This is a genomic window from Cupriavidus sp. KK10 (assembly GCF_018223725.1).
In the GTDB taxonomy this organism is placed as follows: domain Bacteria; phylum Pseudomonadota; class Gammaproteobacteria; order Burkholderiales; family Burkholderiaceae; genus Cupriavidus; species Cupriavidus necator.
The window spans coordinates 6,264,626-6,281,994 of the sequence record NZ_CP073677.1 but is presented as its reverse complement, the minus strand read 5'-3'; the positions used below and the strand labels follow the sequence as shown (position 1 = coordinate 6,281,994).

Sequence of the window (17,369 nt, the reverse complement as noted above, 5' to 3'; positions counted from 1 at the left end):
TTTCAGACCCCTTGGACGTTGTCGGCACTGGCGGGCAGCTCGTCGGCTTCACGAGCGGGCACGCCGTTGAGAATCAGGTTGAGGACCACGGAGACCACACAGGCGATGATCACGCTGCTGTGGACAAAGGGCTGCAGGAAGCCGGGCAGCTTCTCCAGCATGCCGGGCAGCATCACGGGCATCATCGCGCAGCCGAGCGTGATGGAGACGATGGAGAGGTTGTTGGGGTTGCGCTCGTATTCGACCTCGCCCAGCGTCTTGATGCCGGCGGCCACGACTACGCCGAACATGACCATGGTGGCGCCGCCCAGCGCGGCGGCCGGGATCGAGGCAAACAACGCGCCGATCTTGGGCACCAGCGCCACGGCGCACAGCATCGCGCCGCAGGTGGCGACCACCCAGCGGCTGCGCACGCCGGTGACGATGACCAGCCCCACGTTCTCCATGAACGCGATATACGGGAAGGCCGCGAACATGCCGCCGATGGCGCTGGCCAGGCCGTTGGCGCGCAGGCCGCGGGTGGCGTCGCGCTCGGTCAGGGGGCGCTTGACGATGTCACCGACGGCGATGAACAGCCCCATCGATTCCACCATCTGCACCACCATCACGATCACCATGGTGGTGATGGCGCCCACGTTGAAGGTGGGCATGCCAAAGGCAAAAGGCGTCACCATGGTGAACCACGGCGCGCGCGCGACTTCATCGAAGCTGCCCATGCCCAGCATCCACGCCACCGCGCCGCCGACCAGCAGGCCAATCACGACGGACAGGTTGCGGATCAGCTCGCCCCCGTGCCGGTTGATGAACAGGATCAGTGCCACTACGCCGAAGGCGACGATGAAAAAGATGGGGGCGCCGAAATCCGACGCCCCCCTTCCGCCTCCAAACCAGTGAAACGAAACCGGGAACAGCGACAGGCCCACCGCGGTGATGGTGCAACCACTGACCACCGGCGGAAAGAAGCGCTTGAGCTTGCCGATGATGGGCGCAAGGAACATCGCGATCACGCCCGCGGCGATGATGGCGCCGCAGACGCCGTTGAAGCCCAGCGACGGATCGGTGCCGATGGCGATGACGGGGCCCACTGAGCTGAAGGCCACGCCCTGCATCAGCGGCAGGCGCACGCCGAACTTCCAGAAGCCGACGGTCTGCAGCAGGGTGGCGATGCCGGAGGTGAACAGCGCGGTGCTGATCAGCATGGTGGTCTGCGCCGGCGTCATCTTGAGCGCGCCGGCCACGATCATCGGCACCGCAATGGCGCCGAGATAACTGACCAGCATGTGCTGGAAGCCGAGCGACGCCATGGCGCGTGCCGGCAGGATCTGGTCGACGGGGTGAACCGCTGCTTGCATGATGTTGTCTCCTGCCGCGTGCTGGGGGAAAGTGCGCCATGCCGGCGGCGGCTGGCCCGGTCTGTGGTTGCCGGGCTCGGTCCGTCACGGTGCCATGCGCGGCGCATGGCCGACGCATGCCTTGCACAGTAGTGATGCACGGGAGGCCGTCATAGCGTTATTGCGAAGGCCCTGGCACCGGACCGCAATCGCGTTTGCAAAATGCGCGCCTGGGACATCAGGGGTTTCCCTTGGGTTGCGTGAGGGCGGGGGTGGTCATAGGATGGATGCGCTCCTTCATTGCTATCCGAATGCGCTGGAAGCGAAGACGTATTTCCGGCTCTTTCCACCACTTTCCCAACGCCATGTCACCCAGCGCAGGATGGTTTGCTGCAGCCTCCCGCTCGCCAGTCAGCCGCGGCGGTGACCTGGATCGCATCCAGTCGCTTTCCGGCCGCGTGTTCGGCCCTACGCGGCTGCGCGCGACCGAAGCCGAAGCGGCGCTCGATGCCCGTATCGACACCAGCACCATCGGCCGGCTGACGCTGGTCACCATTGCCTATAACCAGGCAGTGCAGATCGAGCCGCAGCCCAACAAGGATGAGTTCGTGATCCAGACCGTGCTGGCGGGTACGTGCCGCGTGGAGACCCCGCGCGGTGCGATGCTGATGTCGCCGGGGGCGACCTTTGTGTTCTCGCCCACCGTGCCGGCCACGTTGTCGCTGGACCCTGGCTGCGAGCGCTTCAGCGTGGTGATCCGCCGGCAGCTGATCGACGAGGCGTTCCGCCAGCAGTTCAGCTTCGAACCGCCGGTGCCGATTGAATTCGACATGCAGCCGGTGGCGGACGATGGCCGTGCCGCGCGCTGGCAGGCGCTTGTGAGCTATCTGCGCGCGGAAACGCGGGTGCGGCGCGAAGGCAGCGGCGTGCCGGCGGTGGATGGCAGCATCGAGCGCATCGTGCTGTCGACACTGCTGCTCGACCGCTTTGCTGCGGACGGCAATATGCTGCCGCGCCGGTTCGAGGCGGTGCTGCCGGACTATGTGCGCAATGCCATCGCCTACCTGCGCGCCAATCTTGACCAGCCGCTGACGCTGGAGCAGATCGCCACACATTGCGGCGTATCGGCGCGCACCTTGCAGCTGGGCTTTCGCAAGAGCAAGAACACCACGCCGATGGAGTACCTGCGTCTGCTGCGCCTGCATGGCGCACGCGCCGACCTGCAACGGGCGCGGCAAGAGAAGGGGATGGTCAGCGCGATTGCGCTGCGGCACGGCTTTACGCACCTGAGCCTGTTCTCGCGCGAGTACCGGCGCGAGTTTGGCGAGCTGCCGTCACAGACCTTGCGGGCGGCAGCGGAGCAGGGGGGCTGAGGGCGAGCCAGCCCTCTGTTGCCCAGTACCATCTGGCTGCCGGCGCCACCAGCAGCCTGACCTTCAGCACTCAGATCGTGCCCGCGGCCGCCAGGGCTTCGATCTCTGCCTCGTTCATGCCGAGTGACTTCAGGACAAGGGCGGAGTGCTCGCCGACTGCCGGCACATTCCCCATGGCAGCCGGTACGCCCGACAGCGTTGCAGGCGGCAGAAGTGCCTGGATGGCGCCACCCGGCGTCTGGACTTCCCGCCAGCGATTGCGTGCGGCGAATTGCGCGTGCTGCCACACATCATGCATGTCGTTCAGGGGCGAGTTGGCAATGCCTCCGCGATCGAGCCGCTTGACCAGCTGCTCCCGGGTCATGGACCGAAGATGATTGGCGATCTCCTGGTCCAGCGCCGCGCGATTGGCTACGCGTTGGAGATTGGAGTTGAAGCGGGCATCCGCCGCCAGGGCCGGGTCCTCCAGCACCTCGGTGCAGAAGCGCTCCCATTCCCGTTCATTCTGCAGCCCGAAGATGACGCTGGCCCCATCGCCGGTCTGGTACTGGCCATAGGGGGCGATACCCGGATGCGCAACGCCGTTGCGTGCCGGCGGCGTGCCGCCATAGTGAGCGAAGTTCAGGGGATATGACATCCATTCGCTCAACGCCTCGAGCATGGTGACTTCAACCCTGAGGCCGGCGCCAGTCCGTGCGCGTTGCAGCAAGGCGGACAGGATGCCGGTATAGGCGTACATGCCAGCGGCAATGTCCGCGATGGAAATGCCGGTGCGCGACGGCGCAGGTTCCGAACCGGTTACCGAGATCAGGCCCGCAGCGGCCTGGATCAACAGGTCATAGGCCTTCTTGTCGCGGTATGGCCCGCTGTCACCATATCCTGAGATATCGCAAACGATCAGCTCAGGATAGTCAGCATGCAATGACTCGAAGTCCAGCCCCATGCGTTGGGCGGCGCCCGGCGCCAGGTTCTGGATGAACACGTCCGCTTTGGCGAGCAGCTTGTGCACGATCGCCTTGGCCTCGGGCTTCTTGAGATCGAGCGTGAGGCTTTCCTTGCCGCGATTTGCCCAGATAAAGAACGACGACTGGCCGTGCACTGAATGATCATAGTCGCGGGCGAAATCGCCGACGACCGGGCGTTCCACCTTGATGACGCGGGCGCCGAGGTCGGCGAGCTGGCGGCTGGCAAAGGGTGCCGCTACAGCGTGCTCAAGCGCCAGAACGGTGATGCCATCAAGGGGGCGTAGGTTGGGTTTCATGGAGGGGGAATGAAGGGACCTGGTGGCACACGGGCCGGACGACAAAGTATAGGAACGGTCCTCTTCTCCCGAACAGTCGAGAATTCCTAAGGCGGCTTCGAAGTCTTCGAAACTGGCCGCTTGCGTGGCCTTACGGCGCGGCGTCCGGTGCGCCCCATTCGGCGACATAGCGGATAAAGTCGCGCGTATAGGCCGGGAGCGCCTTCTGGCTCCGCACGACAATCCGCTGCTCGCGCCGGGCCCATGGCTCATCCAGGGTGACCCCTTCCACCACCCCTTGCTCAATCAAGGGACCCGCTACGGAACGTGGCACGAGCGAGATGCCGGCGCCTTCCTGTACGCAACGCATGGCCGCGGCAAAGTCGGGTGCATGCACGCGAACGCGTGGCTTGATGCCGGCACGCGCGGCCATGTCATTGAGGAAGAGGAAATTGCTGCTTTTGCTGCCGACGGATACCAGGTCGTACGCCAACGCCTGTGCAAGGGACATCTTGTCGAGCAACCCTGACTGGTGGCGTGCCGGAACCACGAACATCAGCTCATCGACGCCGTATCGAATGAACTCCAGGCCCCGCATGTCGATCGCGCCGGCCACCAGTCCGACGTCGGCACGGTCCTCGATCACGGCCCGCACGCTGTCCTCGCTGAGGTGCTCCTCCAGATCGACATTGACATTCGGGTACGCCGCCAGGAACCTGCTAAGTGCCGCGGGCAGGCTGGCCATGGTGCTACTGTTCGCGTAGACACGGATATGCCCTTCAATGCCGTCGGTATGGCTCCGCATCTCCGACTGCAGGCGTTCGACGTTCTCCATGATTGCCTCGGCATAGCGCAGTACTGTCTCGCCCGCCGGCGTCAGGGCCATGCCCTTCTGCGTCCTGTTGAACAACGGGACGCCCATCGCCTGTTCGAGGTTCTTGAGGCGGTAGCTGGCCGAAGGCGCCGTCAAATGCATATCTGACGCTCCTGCCGTCACACTCTTGGCCTGCGCAATGGCGAGGAATACTCGCAGATCGGTGAGTTCGAAACGCACGCTTGTCTCCGTTGGCCGACAGTTCCCGGGGTGCTTAGAAAAATTCTAACGACACCCCAGGAGCTTTCGACTGGTGTCCTTGTAGGGTCCGATTCTATATTTCGGTTCGTCACCGCAGCTACCGCTGTGCTACGCAAAAAAGAATCGGAGACCAACATGACCATACTCTTGCGCAGGATCGCCAGCGCGCTGGGCAGTGCCGCGACACTCCTGGCCTGTGCGTCCCCTTCGGTGGCGCAGACAGACTACCCGGTGCGGCCTGTCCGACTCATCGTTCCGTATCCCGCTGGCGGACCGACGGACACCTTCGCCCGATCGCTGGCTGCAAGCTGGGGCCGCAAGCTGAACACCTCGGTGGTTGTCGAGAACAAGTCGGGGGCCGGCACGATAGTCGGCACCGAGCTCGCGGCGAAAGCCGCACCGGACGGCTATACGTTGCTGCTGACCACTGTCGCGCATGCCGTGAACCCAAGCATTCACGCCAGCCTGCCGTATCGCACGATCGAGGACTTTGCGCCAGTCGGGCTGGCGGCTCGTGCGCCCCTGGTGCTGGTTGTGAACAAGGGCGTTCCGGCGAAAACACTGCCGGAATTCATCGCGTATCTGAAGTCGCGTCCCGGTCAGGTCAACTATGGTTCGGCGGGAGTTGGCAGTGCCCCGCATCTCGCCGGGGAACTGTTGAACTACACGGCGGGAACGAAAGCGGTCCACGTCCCATATCGGGGGAGCGCGCCTGCCATGGCCGATCTTATCGGTGGCCATGTCGAATTCATGATCGACAGCGCACCGACAGGGCTGGCGCAGGTGCGCGCGGGAACGGTGCGATTGCTGGGAACGTCGATGGGAAAACGCCTGCCGCAGACCAAGGAGACGCCGGCGATTGCGGAAGCCGTGTCAGGCTATGAGGCGTACACCTGGAATGCGGTATTCGTGCCAGCCCGAACACCGTCGGCCGTTGTCCAGAAGCTGGTCTCGACCCTCGGCGATGCACTCAGCGATCCCGCCCTGCAAAGCAAAGCCTTCGAACTCGGATTGCAGCTGGAGACCCAGCCTACACCAGCGGGGCTCGACAAATTCCTGCGCGCGGAACTGGAGAAGTGGAAGCGGGTGGCCGTCGCCACGAATATGAAAGCCGACTGAGCGAAGTCTGCGCACGCCAGCGCCGGAACCAACCATCAGGAACACGGAGAAGCCATGAATGCCTATCAACTTTGTCCGCAACGCTACTTTGAGGATTTCGAACTCGGAGAGCACTTCAATCTGCCGTCCCGCACCATGACCGACGCGCTGTTCGCTGCGTTCCAGCTGGCAAGCGGGGACAACCATCCGGTTCACTACGATGTTGAGTACTGCCGTGCTCACGGCATGCCGCACATGCTGGCACACGGCTTCCAGGTCGTGATACAGACTGCCGCGGGGGCAGGCCTGTTCCCCCATATGGTCGAGGAGTCCCTGAAGGGCTTTATCGAGCAGAGCAGCCGCTTCCTCGCACCTGTCTTTGTTGGAGATACATTGTACTGCCGCCTCACCGTCACCGAGCTGGTTCCCGGCCGTACGACTGGCGTGCTGGCGATGCGGTCGGAGGTGCGAAACCAGAACGACGTCTGCGTCATGGAGGGGACGCAAAGGTACTTGCTGCGCAAGCGCGTGCCAGCGCGGGTCGGCAGCGGGGGCTGACGGGAAGTCAGCCCCCGCTGCTGGTCAGGACCGTCAGGCTGCCTGGGCCACGGGCAGGCAGACCTTCAGCAGCGTCTGCAAGCGCAGCTTGTCGAGGTGCCGGCCGATAAACACGAATTTGCTTTGCGCGGCATCCGCGCCCCACGCATCGGCCGGATGGAAATCCATCAGCCGGTGCACCGCTTGCAGCACGTAGCGGCGGTCATCGCCCTCCACCGCCACGATCCCCTTCATCCGGAACACATCGTCGCCCTGCGCCGCGAGCAGGGCCTTCAGGCCGTGCTCCAGGCGCTGGCGGTCGAACGGCTGGTCGAACACCAGCGATACGGACGTGACCGATGGATCATGGCGGTGGCCATGCGCGTCGTCATCGTGCACGTGGTCGCAATGCTCGTCGCACACATGGTCGTGATGGTCGTGGTCGTGCGCGTGATCGTGGTGGTCATCGTGCGCGTCTGCCTGGATCGTGCCCGTGGTAAAGCCGCCGATGCCGAGGATCTTGGCCAGGTCCACCTGCGCAAAGTTGGAACGCAGGATCTGCGCGCCCTCGTTCAGCCGGTGGATGCGTGCCTCCAGCCTGTCGAGCTGCGCGGCGTTCACCAGGTCGGTCTTGTTGAGGATCACGCGGTCGGCCGCCACGATCTGGTCGACGGCCTGGTTGTCGAAGCCGGTCAGCTGGGGATCATCGAGGTGGCTTTCAATATGCACCGCGTCCACCAGCGTCAGGATGCCGTCCAGCGTGACCTGCTTGGCGACTTCGTTATCCATGAAGAAGGTGGCGGCCACCGGCGTGGGATCGGCCAGGCCGCTGGTCTCGACCAGGATATGGTCGAAGCGCTCGGGCTGCTCCAGCAGCTTCTGCAGGATGCGCACGAGGTCGGTGCGCACATCGACCACGCAGCAGATGCAGCCGTTGGTCATCTGGTAGATCTCTTCGTCCGAGGTCATCACCAGGTCGGAATCGACATCGACCTCGCCGAACTCGTTCTCGATCACGGCGATGCGGTGGCCGTGCTTCTGCGTCAGGATGTGGTTGAGCAGCGTCGTCTTGCCCGAGCCGAGGAAGCCGGTAAGGATGGTGACCGGGACGGGCGGCTGTTGTGCGACGGCAGGTGCGTTCATGTTGTCTCCTGATTGGGTACTGCGTTCCCCGCTATCGCGGGGCGAAAGTTCTCTTGTTCCCTTCAGGCGGTAGCGACGTTGGGGCGCAAGCCTTCCCAGCGTTCCACCAACCCGTCGTGCGGCACGTCGAACAGGTCCAGCACGCGCCCCACGGTGTGGTTGACGATGTCGTCCACTGACTGCGGATGTGTGTAGAAGGCCGGCACCGGCGGCAGCACGATGGCGCCCATCTCGGTCACCGTGGTCATGTTGCGCAGGTGCACCAGGTGGAAGGGCGTCTCGCGCGCCAGCAGCACCAGCCGGCGGCGCTCCTTGAGCATCACGTCGGCGGCGCGGGTGACGAGGTTGTCGGCAAGCCCGGTGGCGATAGCGGCCAGCGTGCGCATGGAACACGGCGCCACCACCATGCCATCGCAGCGGAACGAGCCGCTGGCGATGGTGGCGCCGATATCGCGCACGTTGTGCACCACGTCGGCCATGGCTTCGATCTGCGGGCGCTGCAGGCCCAGTTCATGGTGCGCGGTCAGTAGGCCGGACGGCGAGCAGACCAGGTGGGTCTCCCAGCCGTCCAGCGTCGACAGTGCCCGCAGGATGCGCACGCCGTACACCGCGCCGCTGGCGCCGGTGATGGCGACCACCAGGCGTTGCTTGCGGGTCATGAGGCGGCGCCTTCCTTCGCTGCCTTCTCCGCCAGTGCCTGCAGCACTTGCTCCGGCTTGATCGGGTAGTGCCGAAAGCGCACGCCGACGGCATCGAACACCGCATTGGCAATCGCCGGCCCGATCGCGACGATCGGGTCCTCGCCCACGCCCTTGGCGCCGAACGGGCCGCCGGGGTCGGGGGCCGCTTCCAGGATCACCGTGTGGATGGGCGGCATGTCCATCGCCAGCGGCATCTTGTAGTCGACGAAGTTGGCGTTGAGCGAGCGCCCGGTGCGCATGTCGATCTGGTAGTCCTCATACAGCGTATGGCCGATGCCTTGCTGGATGCCGCCTTCGATCTGCCCCGCGGCCGCGACCGGGTGGATCACCTTGCCGACGTCATGCACTGGCACCACCTGCTGCACGGTGATGAAGCCGGTTTCGGTATCGACCGCCACCTCGACAAAATGCGCGGCGAATGAATACGACTTGGTCGGGTGATAGGTGGCGGTACCCACCAGCTGCGCGGCGGGGATGCCCTTGCGCGGCATCACGGCCTCGCGCACGGTCAGGGTCGGGCCGTCGCGGTCGCGCACGGCGATCACGCCGGCGGTGAGCGTCAGGGCCTCAGGCTCGCATTCCATCAGCTTCGCGGCGCGATCGAACAGCTGGCGCTTGATCTCGCCCGCCGCCATCTGCGCGGCCTTGCCGACCATATAGGTGGTGTGGCTGGCAAAGGCGCCGATGTCCCAGGGCACGACGTCGGTATCGCCGTGCACGACCGCCACCGCTTCGAACGGCAGGGTCAGTTCTTCTGCCACGATCTGCGCGAGGGCGGTATGCGCACCGGTACCCAGCCCGGCCGCGCCGGTCAGCAGCACCACGGTCCCATCCTCATTCATCTTGATGATGGCGTTGCCTTGTTCCTTGATGCCGGGATAGGCGCTGCTGCCGTGCATCTCGCAGCCCAGGCCCCAGCCGGTGCGGATCGGGCCGCTAGTGTCGCGCGGGCGGCGACGCAGCGCGGGCCAGTCGACAAGTTCCATGCCCTTCTCGATGCAGGCCTCCAGGCCGTGCCCGATCAGCGGATGGTTGGACGGTGCAATGTCGCCTTCGCGCACGGCGTTCTTCAGCTTCAGCCCGGCGGGGTCCAGGCCCAGGTGTTCGGCGGCCTCGTCCATCTGCACGTCGAGCGCGTAATAGGTCTGCACCACGCCATAGCCGCGGAAGGCGCCGGCGATGGGGCTGTTGGTGTAGACGCAGCGGCCTTCCAGCAGGACGTTGTCGCAGCGGTACAGCGAGACCATGGCGGCGGTGCCGACATTGGTTACGCCCGGGCCATGCGAGCCATAGGCGCCGGAGTTGAACACCACTTTGGCCTGGCGCGCGGTGATGGTGCCGTCGTTGCGGAAGCCCTGCTTGAGCCAGATCCTGGCCGGATGGCGCGTGCGGCCGCCGAGGAAGGTTTCCTCGCGCGTGTATTCCATGCGCACCGGTCGGCGCGTCTCGCGCGCCAGCAGCGCGCACAGGAACTCCTGCTGGAACAGGTCCTGCTTGGCGCCGAAGCCGCCGCCCATGTGGTCGACCAGCACGCGCACCTTGTGCAGCGGCAGGCCTAGCACCTCGGCCATGATGCCGCGCACCATGAAGGCGGTCTGGGTGGAGATCCACACCGTCAGGTTGCCGTTGCCGTCCCAGCTGGTGGTGCAGACGTTGGGCTCCATGTAGGCGGGGGTGGGGCGGCCGCCTTCGTAGATGCCTTCGAGGATGAAGTCCGCCTCGGCAAAGCCCGCTTCCACGTCGCCGCGCTTGATGATCACCGGCGGCAGTACCAGGTTGCCGCCGGGTTCGCGGTCGTGGATGCGCGGGGCATCGGAGCGCTCGGCGTCCTCGGTGGTGAAGACGGCGGGCAGCGTTTCATATTCGACTTCGATCAGCTCGACCGCGCGCTCGGCGATCTCTTCGCTGATGGCGGCCACCGCAGCCACGCCTTCGCCCCAGTAGCGCACCTTGTCGTCCAGGATGTACTGGTCGCAGGTCACCGAGGCGGAGCGCGGGTGGGGCGAGCCGGCGTGCAGCACGCGCGGCACGTTCTCATGGGTCAGCACGGCCTTGACGCCCGGCAATGCCAGCGCACGCGCGGTGTCGATGCGGCGGATTCTCGCGTGCGCGACGTTGCAGCGCTTCATCTTGCCGAACAGCAGGCCGGGGAAGGGCATGTCGGCAACGTATCTGGCGTTTCCGGTGACCTTGTCGAGCAGGTCGGTGCGCTTGACGCTGTGTCCGATCACGGCGTGGGTCATCATGCCTCCTCGCTGGCGCGGGTCTTGCAGCCCGCGAAGTCCATGGCCTCGGCGGTTCTCTCGATGGCCTCGATGATCTTGGTGTAGCCGGTGCAGCGGCAGATATTGCCGGCAATGGCAAAGCGGATTTCGTCGCGCGTGGGACGCGGGTTCTCATCCAGCAGCGCCTTGGCCATCACCACGAAGCCCGGCGTGCAGAAGCCGCACTGCGCGGCGCCGCACTGCATGAACTGCTCCTGGATCGGGTGCACGGTGTCGGGCGTGGGCTGAACGCCTTCGATGGTGGTGATGTGGCAGCCGTGCGCTTCGGGCGCCAGCACCAGGCAGGAATTCATCGGCTGGCCGTCCATGATGACGGTGCACGAACCGCATTCGCCCACGTCGCAGCCCTTCTTGGTGCCGGTCAGGCACGCGTCGTTGCGCAGGGCGTCGAGCAGCGTGCCGTGCGGTTCCACCGCCAGTTCGCGCGGTTCGCCGTTGATGACGAGTTCAATTATCTTTCGCATGTTGCGGCCTCCGGGGCTTGTTCCAGGGCGCGGCGGGTCAGCACGCTGACCATCTGCCGCCGGTACGCTTCGCTGGCGCGCACGTCGCTGATGGGGCGCGCTTCGCCCATGGCAGCGTGCGCGGCCTGCAGGATCAGCGCGTCCGTCACGCGCTGGCCGCGCAACACCTGTTCGGCACGCACGGCGCGTACCGGGGTGGGGCCGACCGCTGCGAGCACGATGCCGACCTCGGCGCAGTAGCCGTTCTCGACCGTCAGCGATACCGCCACGCCGACGGTGGCCAGTTCCATCTGCACGCGGCGGCCATGCTTGAGGAAGACCTTGCCGGTGTGGGGGCGCGGCGCCGGCACGGTGATGCGGGTGACGATCTCGTCCGGCGCGATGGCGGTCTTGCCAACGCCGGTGACGAAGTCCTCCACGCGCAGCTCGCGCGAGCCGGACAGGCCATACAGGTGCACCGAAGCACCATCCGCCACCAGCGGCGCGATCGAATCGGCCGACGGCGACGCGCGGCAGACGTTGCCCACCACCGTGGCGCGATGGCGCACCTGGATCGAGGCGAAGTCCGTCACGGCTTTCGCCAGGCTGGCGTAGTGGCGCTGCACGAAGCCTGAGGTCTCCACCGCGCGCGTGGTCACCAGCGCGCCGATGCGCAGGCCGTTGACGGGGTCGAACGTCAGCACGTCCATGCCGGGGATCTTCTTGATGTTGATCACCTGCTCGGGCTTGCGCACGGACTCCTTGATCTGGACCAGCAGGTCCGTGCCGCCGGCCAGCACGCTGGCCTTGCCGCCGCACCGGTGCAGCATGGCCGAGGCTTCCGCCAGCGTTGCCGGTTCGAAATATTCAAACGCTCTCATTGCTCCTCCTGGTCTGTGCCATCGGCGGCGTCTTGCCTGTCGTGTGGGGCCGCACCGTTGAAGTCATCATGGGCGGATGGCCTTCATCGGTAAAGGCCCGGAAACGGATTAATTGATCGTGTTACCCTCTGAATCAGACGCGCCGGCCAAACCTGGCAAAGCAAGAGCGCACCCCGACATTCCGGAGGCAGACAACGTGCCCAACATCAGCAACATGAACGTGTCGCTGCGCCAGCTGCGTGCGTTCATCGCCGTGGCGCAGGAGCGCCACTTCACCCGCGCGGCCGAGAAGCTGGACCTGTCGCAGTCATCGGTCAGCGCGCTGATCCATGAACTGGAAGGCAACCTCGGCCTGAAGCTGTTTGACCGCCACACGCGCCAGCTGCACATCACGCAGGCGGGCGCGGAGCTGCTGCCGCTGGTGAAGAAGGCGGTGGCCGATATCGACAGCGTGATCGAGAACTCCAGCGAGCTGCGCACGCTGGGGCGCGGGCGCGTGTCGATCTCGGCCTCGTCGATCCAGGCGGCGCTGATGCTGCCGCGCGTGATCCGCGAGTTCTGCGTGAGCCATCCCGGCGTGAAGGTGGAACTGCACGACGTGTCCGAGCATGAGGTGACCAAGATGGTCAGCTCGGGCGAGGTGGATTTCGGCATCGGCACCATCCCCGAGGGCCAGCCCGAGCTGAGCGCGCACCGGCTGATGTCCGATCCCTTCGTGATCGTGATGCCGGCGCATCATCCGCTGCGGCGGCGCAAGACGCTGCGCTGGGAAGACGTGGCGGGCCTGCCCGTGATCGGGCCGCACAAGGGCAACCCGATCCGCGACTGCCTGGATACCGCGCTGGCCGCGCGCGGCATTTCGCTGCAGCGGGTGCACGAGGTGTTCCTGCCGCTGACCATGGTGGGCATGGTGGATGCCGGGCTGGGCATCGCGGTGATGAGCGCGGCGGTCACGCGGCTGACTTCCGCGCTGGGGCTGGCCACGGTGATGCCGACCGATCCGGTGATCCACCGCGAGATCTCGCTGCTGGTGCACGCGGACCGGTCGCTGTCACCGCCGGCCCAGGCCTTCCGCGATCTGCTGATGCGCTATCGCGCCAAACTGGCCGACGCAGCCTAACTACGTCATGCCGGCTCCTTCGCCAGCCCGTGGGCCTGGGGGACCGGCGAGCGGGCGTTGAACAGCAGGTTCAGCAGCACCGCGGTCAGCGTGCCGAGCAGGATGCCGTTCTGGCAGAACTTGGCCAGCAGCTCCGGCATCTGCGCGAAGAACTTGTCCGACACCAGCGGGATCATGCCCAGCGCCACGCTGACGGCGACGACATAGGCGTTCTTCTTGTTCTCGACAAAGTCCACATGGCCGAGGATGCGCACGCCGGTGGCGGCCACCATGCCGAACATCACCAGCGCGGCGCCGCCCAGCACGTATTGCGGGATCGATGCGGCAAAGAAGGCCAGCTTGGGCAGGCAGCCCAGCACGATCAGGATGCCGCCGGCGGTGGCGCAGACCCAGCGGCTGCGCACGCCGGTGACCTGCACCAGCCCCACGTTCTGCGCGTACGAGGTGTAGGTGAAGGTGTTGAACACCGCCCCCACCAGTGCGCCCACGCCGTCGGCACGCAGGCCGCGCGCGAGGTCGTCGCAGCCCACCGGGCGGCCCACGATCTCGCCCAGCGCCAGGAACTGGCCCACCCCCTCGATCATGATCACGATCATCACCACGCACAGGGTGACCGCGGTCATGGCATCGAAGGTGGGCCAGCCGAAGTGGAAGGGCGTGATGAGTTCCACCCAGTGCGCGTTGTGCAGGCCTTCGAAGTTGACCTTGCCCAGCGACAGCGCGATCCCGAAGCCCACCGCAATGCCGATCAGCACCGCCACGTTGCACAGGAAACCCCTGGCAAAGGCCACCAGTGCCAGCACTGTGCACAGCACCGCGGTGGCGATGGCGATGTTCACCGGCAGGCCGAAGTTGGGATTGGGCACGGGACCGGCCGCCGTGTTGATGGTCGGGTTGCCGCCCGCCGCCCAGTTGATGCCGACGCGCATCAGCGAGACGCCGATCACCAGCACCACGGTGCCAGTCACTACCGGCGGGAACCAGCGCACCATCTTGCCGACATAGGGCGCGGCCATGTAGGTGAAGATGCCCGCCACCATCACCGCGCCGAACACGGCCGGCAGGCCCAGCGACGGATTGGAGCCGGTGGCGATGATCGGCGCGATCGCGGTGAAGGTGACGCCCATCATCACCGGCAGGCGGATGCCGATCTTCCAGATGCCGATGCTCTGGATCATCGTCACCAGGCCGCAGCAGAACAGGTCCGCGGCGATCAGGAAGGCCACCTGGTCCTTGGGCAGTTTGAGGGCGCCGCCGATGATCATCGGCACGGCAATGGCGCCGGCATACATCACCAGCACGTGCTGCAGGCCAAGGGCCAGCAGGCGGGGCGGGGGCAGGACCTCGTCGACGGGATGCGCGGGGGCATTCCCTTGCGTAGGCAGGGTGGGGTTCATGCTGTCTCCTTTGGTCGGTACCACGCCGGTCGCGCATTGCGCTAACGTGTCGCCAAGGTCGCCGGCGTTTCCTCTGTGGGATGGTCGTGCCATCCTCTCGTGCGAAGCCCGCGCCTGTCCTGTCTTGTCAATCCAGCATGACAGCGGCGGCGGGAGGGTACAACGTGTGCGGCGGATTTATCGATCGGGTTAAACGATGAATCCGCCGTTTCCAGCGGGTTATCCCTTACGGCATATGGGAACCCGCACGTTCCAGCCGCTTCAGCAGTGCTGCCGCGCGCGCCATCGCGGCAGGGTCGATGCGCGCGCGGATACCGTCGAAGGCAGGTCCGCGCGTGGCGTCCAGCCCCATGCGTGACGTGGTGCCCGCACCCGATGCCGAGGGGTCGAGTGCGCTGCCAGGCAGTCCGTCGACCATCACCACATCCAGGTGCGGTTGCAGGTGCGTGGCCATTGCCCACAGCACCTCTGCATCGCGGGTGATGTCGACGTCCTCATCCACCGCGACTACGGTCTTGAGGTAGGGATCCCAGCCGAGCAGGCCCAGCATCACCTGGCGCGCCTCGCCGGGGCGGCTCTGGCGCAGCGCCACGTAGGCGTGGAAGTGCGTGCCGGAGCTGGGGTAGTGCACGGCGGTGACGCCGGGGAAGCGCTCCCTGAGCTTTTCGACCATCTCCGATTCGCGCGGGATGCGGCCCAGGTTCAGGTGTTCGGCCGAGTTGCCGCCGACCACGTCGACCAGCCATGCATCCGTGCGGCGCATCACGCTTTCCACGCGCAGCAGGTTGTTGGTCGAGCGGTCCGACGAGTAGCCGGTGAATTCACCGAAGGGGCCTTCCTCGACGCGCGCGTCGGGATCGATCACGCCTTCAAGCACGATCTCGGCATGCGCCGGCACCAGGATGCCGTGGCGCGGCGTGCGTACCACTTCCAGCGGCGCGCCGAACAGGCCGCCGGCAACGTGGCGCTCGTCCACGCCGAACGGCAGCCGCGCGGCGCCGGCCAGCATGAACAGCGGATGCGCGCCGATCACCATGGCCACCGGCAGCGGCCGGCCCAGTTCGGTGGCGCGCTGCTGCATTCGCCACAGGTGCCCGCGCGAATGCAGGCTGGTGGCGATCTCGGTCGGCGAGTGCAGCATCGAGCGGTGGTAGCTGGCGTTGCCGATGCCGGTGTCGGGGTCTTCCGCGATCAGGATCGCGTTGGTGATGTAGGGGCCGCGGTCGGTGGCGAAGTGCTTGATCGCCGGGATCGTGCGCAGGTCGATAGGTTCAGTCTCGACATGGCCGGTGACGGCACCGCTGTCCAGCACGCGCGGCGCCACCATGCGGCGGCTGCGGGCCTGGTATTCGGCATGGATGCCGGCGGGCGGCACGCCGCCCAGCATGCGCCCCACGCGCTCGCGCGAGGCAAAGAGGTTGGTTGCCAGCGACGTGCCCAGTCCTTCGACATGGTCGAACAGCAAGGCCGGATGGCGGCCCTGCGCGGCCAGCGCCCACACCAGCGCGGTCGGGTCCTGGTCGGCGCCGACCGGCTCGCGGATATGCAGCACGTCTTCGGGAAAGGCCTCGCGGTAGGCGGCCAGGAACTGGTGGAAGTCCTGCGAGGTGTCGTGGAAGGGCTTGCGCGCCGATGCCGCTGAGGCGAAGGGCGCTGAGGGTGAGTTCATGGATCGGCTCCTGTGGTCAGGGTTGGCCAGGGCGAAGGCTGCCCCGGCGGCCGGGAATGCTCCCGGCCGCCGTGCCGTGCCTGCCTGCCGAACAGCTAGCGGCTAGCGACTACACGTCAGCGCGTGCTGGCGTACGTATCCTTCAGCCGCGCCAGTGCCTCTTGCTGCGTCTTGGGCGGCGCCGTGGTCTCGATGCCGACCAGCCGGGCGATGTTGTTGCCCATGTAGTCCTCCAGCCCGTCCTCGTCCAGGTCCATGCCCTGCGGCGCGGGGCCGCACAGCATCTCCAGCTCGCGCAGCCACATGCCGGGCTCGTTGGGCGGGGTGTCGGTGCCGAACACGATCTTGTCGCGCGGCAGCTGGCGCGCGAACTCGACGATGCGCGACTGAAAGCACCAGCCCGATTCGCAATACACGTTGGGCGTGTCCATCGCCATCCAGAAGGCCTCGAACGAGTAGTTGCCGCCGGTCTGGATGCCGAAGTGGCCGATGATGAAATTGACCATCGGGAACTCGCGGATGATCGGGTAGAACATCGTCGGGATCGTGTACGGGCCGTCGCCGGTGTGGATCAGCACCACCACGTTGTACTTGGCACAGACCTTCATCGCCGGGCGCAGCCAGTCCAGCGCGCGGTCGGGGCGGTAGCCGTGCATGTTGGCATGCAGCTTGAGCATCTTGAAGCCATATTCCTTGACGTGGAATTCCAGCTCCTGCGCGCCTTCTTCCGGGCCCCAGCGCGGGTTGAAGGTGAAGTTGCCGATAAAGCGGTCGGGATACTTCTGGCAGAGCTCCGCGATGTAGGCCATGTAGTCGCGGATGCCTTCGCGTCCGCGGCGGTTGCCGTCGCGGTAGCCGGTGTTGCCCGGGGGCGGCTGGATAAAGCCCATGTCGATGCGGCGCGGCTTGCCGTTGATCATGTAGGGGCCGTCCATCATCTTGAGCATGCGCTCGCCGTTGAAGGGCTCGCCGGTGTGGCGCCAGGCTTCGTCGACGAGATTGGTCGGGTGCAGATGGGTATCGATAATCATGTTGTGTGCTCCGGAGTCCGTTGTCGGTGGCGCGGGCTTGTGTGC

At 65.9% G+C, this 17,369-nt stretch carries 15 protein-coding genes; 4 read left to right on the top strand and 11 right to left on the bottom strand.

Going from position 1 to position 17,369, the window contains the following annotated elements:
• Positions 1-2 precede the first annotated feature (2 nt).
• On the bottom strand, positions 3-1,352 hold the full coding sequence (locus KB879_RS29210) for a nucleobase:cation symporter-2 family protein (RefSeq protein ID WP_153955438.1): 1,350 nt from the start codon (positions 1,350-1,352) through the stop codon (positions 3-5).
• A gap of 344 nt (positions 1,353-1,696) precedes the next feature.
• Here KB879_RS29210 and KB879_RS29205 point away from each other — a divergent pair, with 344 nt between their 5' ends.
• The gene (locus tag KB879_RS29205; protein WP_153955439.1) at positions 1,697-2,704 is read left to right on the top strand and encodes an AraC family transcriptional regulator; all 1,008 of its coding nucleotides are present in this window, start codon (positions 1,697-1,699) and stop codon (positions 2,702-2,704) included.
• A gap of 70 nt (positions 2,705-2,774) precedes the next feature.
• Here the strand turns inward: KB879_RS29205 and KB879_RS29200 are convergent, their stop codons facing one another.
• Positions 2,775-3,965 (bottom strand): CaiB/BaiF CoA-transferase family protein, encoded by a 1,191-nt coding sequence (locus KB879_RS29200; protein ID WP_153955466.1) that lies wholly within the window; start codon positions 3,963-3,965, stop codon positions 2,775-2,777.
• A 130-nt stretch (positions 3,966-4,095) separates the two neighbouring features.
• Positions 4,096-4,998: a LysR family transcriptional regulator gene (locus KB879_RS29195; protein WP_211980356.1), complete on the bottom strand. Its 903-nt coding sequence runs from the start codon at positions 4,996-4,998 to the stop codon at positions 4,096-4,098.
• 156 nt (positions 4,999-5,154) lie between these two features.
• Here KB879_RS29195 and KB879_RS29190 point away from each other — a divergent pair, with 156 nt between their 5' ends.
• Positions 5,155-6,138, top strand: coding sequence for a tripartite tricarboxylate transporter substrate binding protein (locus KB879_RS29190; RefSeq protein WP_194946878.1), 984 nt, complete (start codon positions 5,155-5,157; stop codon positions 6,136-6,138).
• 54 nt (positions 6,139-6,192) lie between these two features.
• Positions 6,193-6,675, top strand: coding sequence for a MaoC family dehydratase (locus KB879_RS29185; RefSeq protein ID WP_153955440.1), 483 nt, complete (start codon positions 6,193-6,195; stop codon positions 6,673-6,675).
• Between the two features lie 33 nt (positions 6,676-6,708).
• Here KB879_RS29185 and KB879_RS29180 read toward each other — a convergent pair whose 3' ends face one another.
• From KB879_RS29180 to KB879_RS29160, 5 genes are all read right to left on the bottom strand, one after another.
• Positions 6,709-7,797, bottom strand: a complete 1,089-nt coding sequence (locus KB879_RS29180; RefSeq protein ID WP_211980355.1) for a GTP-binding protein — start codon at positions 7,795-7,797, stop codon at positions 6,709-6,711.
• Positions 7,798-7,859: 62 nt separating this feature from the next.
• On the bottom strand, positions 7,860-8,456 hold the full coding sequence (locus KB879_RS29175) for a UbiX family flavin prenyltransferase (protein WP_153955442.1): 597 nt from the start codon (positions 8,454-8,456) through the stop codon (positions 7,860-7,862).
• Positions 8,453-10,741 carry a xanthine dehydrogenase family protein molybdopterin-binding subunit gene (locus KB879_RS29170; protein WP_153955469.1) on the bottom strand — a complete coding sequence of 763 codons (2,289 nt, stop codon included), beginning with the start codon at positions 10,739-10,741 and terminating at the stop codon, positions 8,453-8,455. Before KB879_RS29170 ends, KB879_RS29175 begins: the two co-directional genes overlap by 4 nt.
• A complete protein-coding gene (locus tag KB879_RS29165; RefSeq protein WP_153955443.1) occupies positions 10,741-11,247 on the bottom strand; it encodes a (2Fe-2S)-binding protein in 507 nt (168 codons plus the stop codon). Before KB879_RS29165 ends, KB879_RS29170 begins: the two co-directional genes overlap by 1 nt.
• Entirely contained in the window at positions 11,235-12,107 is an 873-nt protein-coding gene (locus KB879_RS29160; protein ID WP_211980354.1) for a xanthine dehydrogenase family protein subunit M, read from the bottom strand. Before KB879_RS29160 ends, KB879_RS29165 begins: the two co-directional genes overlap by 13 nt.
• 214 nt (positions 12,108-12,321) lie before the next feature.
• Here KB879_RS29160 and KB879_RS29155 point away from each other — a divergent pair, with 214 nt between their 5' ends.
• Positions 12,322-13,227, top strand: coding sequence for a LysR family transcriptional regulator (locus tag KB879_RS29155; protein ID WP_153955470.1), 906 nt, complete (start codon positions 12,322-12,324; stop codon positions 13,225-13,227).
• A gap of 5 nt (positions 13,228-13,232) precedes the next feature.
• Here the strand turns inward: KB879_RS29155 and KB879_RS29150 are convergent, their stop codons facing one another.
• The 3 genes from KB879_RS29150 to KB879_RS29140 all read right to left on the bottom strand — a co-directional run bounded on the left by KB879_RS29150 (position 13,233) and on the right by KB879_RS29140 (position 17,324).
• Complete coding sequence (locus tag KB879_RS29150; protein WP_211980353.1) at positions 13,233-14,624, bottom strand: nucleobase:cation symporter-2 family protein; 1,392 nt, start codon at positions 14,622-14,624, stop codon at positions 13,233-13,235.
• A gap of 226 nt (positions 14,625-14,850) precedes the next feature.
• Entirely contained in the window at positions 14,851-16,293 is a 1,443-nt protein-coding gene (locus tag KB879_RS29145) for a UbiD family decarboxylase (protein ID WP_153955446.1), read from the bottom strand.
• Between the two features lie 116 nt (positions 16,294-16,409).
• Positions 16,410-17,324, bottom strand: a complete 915-nt coding sequence (locus KB879_RS29140; protein WP_153955447.1) for an amidohydrolase family protein — start codon at positions 17,322-17,324, stop codon at positions 16,410-16,412.
• Positions 17,325-17,369: the final 45 nt, after the last annotated feature.

Excerpts from the sequence above, each read along its gene's own strand:
- KB879_RS29210 (WP_153955438.1), bottom strand. The coding sequence starts at position 1,352 with ATGCAAGCAGCGGTTCACCCCGTCGACCAGATCCTGCCGGCACGCGCC.
- KB879_RS29205 (WP_153955439.1), top strand. The coding sequence starts at position 1,697 with ATGTCACCCAGCGCAGGATGGTTTGCTGCAGCCTCCCGCTCGCCAGTC.
- KB879_RS29200 (WP_153955466.1), bottom strand. The coding sequence starts at position 3,965 with ATGAAACCCAACCTACGCCCCCTTGATGGCATCACCGTTCTGGCGCTT.
- KB879_RS29190 (WP_194946878.1), top strand. The coding sequence starts at position 5,155 with ATGACCATACTCTTGCGCAGGATCGCCAGCGCGCTGGGCAGTGCCGCG.
- KB879_RS29185 (WP_153955440.1), top strand. The coding sequence starts at position 6,193 with ATGAATGCCTATCAACTTTGTCCGCAACGCTACTTTGAGGATTTCGAA.
- KB879_RS29180 (WP_211980355.1), bottom strand. The coding sequence starts at position 7,797 with ATGAACGCACCTGCCGTCGCACAACAGCCGCCCGTCCCGGTCACCATC.
- KB879_RS29175 (WP_153955442.1), bottom strand. The coding sequence starts at position 8,456 with ATGACCCGCAAGCAACGCCTGGTGGTCGCCATCACCGGCGCCAGCGGC.
- KB879_RS29170 (WP_153955469.1), bottom strand. The coding sequence starts at position 10,741 with ATGACCCACGCCGTGATCGGACACAGCGTCAAGCGCACCGACCTGCTC.
- KB879_RS29165 (WP_153955443.1), bottom strand. The coding sequence starts at position 11,247 with ATGCGAAAGATAATTGAACTCGTCATCAACGGCGAACCGCGCGAACTG.
- KB879_RS29160 (WP_211980354.1), bottom strand. The coding sequence starts at position 12,107 with ATGAGAGCGTTTGAATATTTCGAACCGGCAACGCTGGCGGAAGCCTCG.
- KB879_RS29155 (WP_153955470.1), top strand. The coding sequence starts at position 12,322 with ATGAACGTGTCGCTGCGCCAGCTGCGTGCGTTCATCGCCGTGGCGCAG.
- KB879_RS29150 (WP_211980353.1), bottom strand. The coding sequence starts at position 14,624 with ATGAACCCCACCCTGCCTACGCAAGGGAATGCCCCCGCGCATCCCGTC.
- KB879_RS29145 (WP_153955446.1), bottom strand. The coding sequence starts at position 16,293 with ATGAACTCACCCTCAGCGCCCTTCGCCTCAGCGGCATCGGCGCGCAAG.
- KB879_RS29140 (WP_153955447.1), bottom strand. The coding sequence starts at position 17,324 with ATGATTATCGATACCCATCTGCACCCGACCAATCTCGTCGACGAAGCC.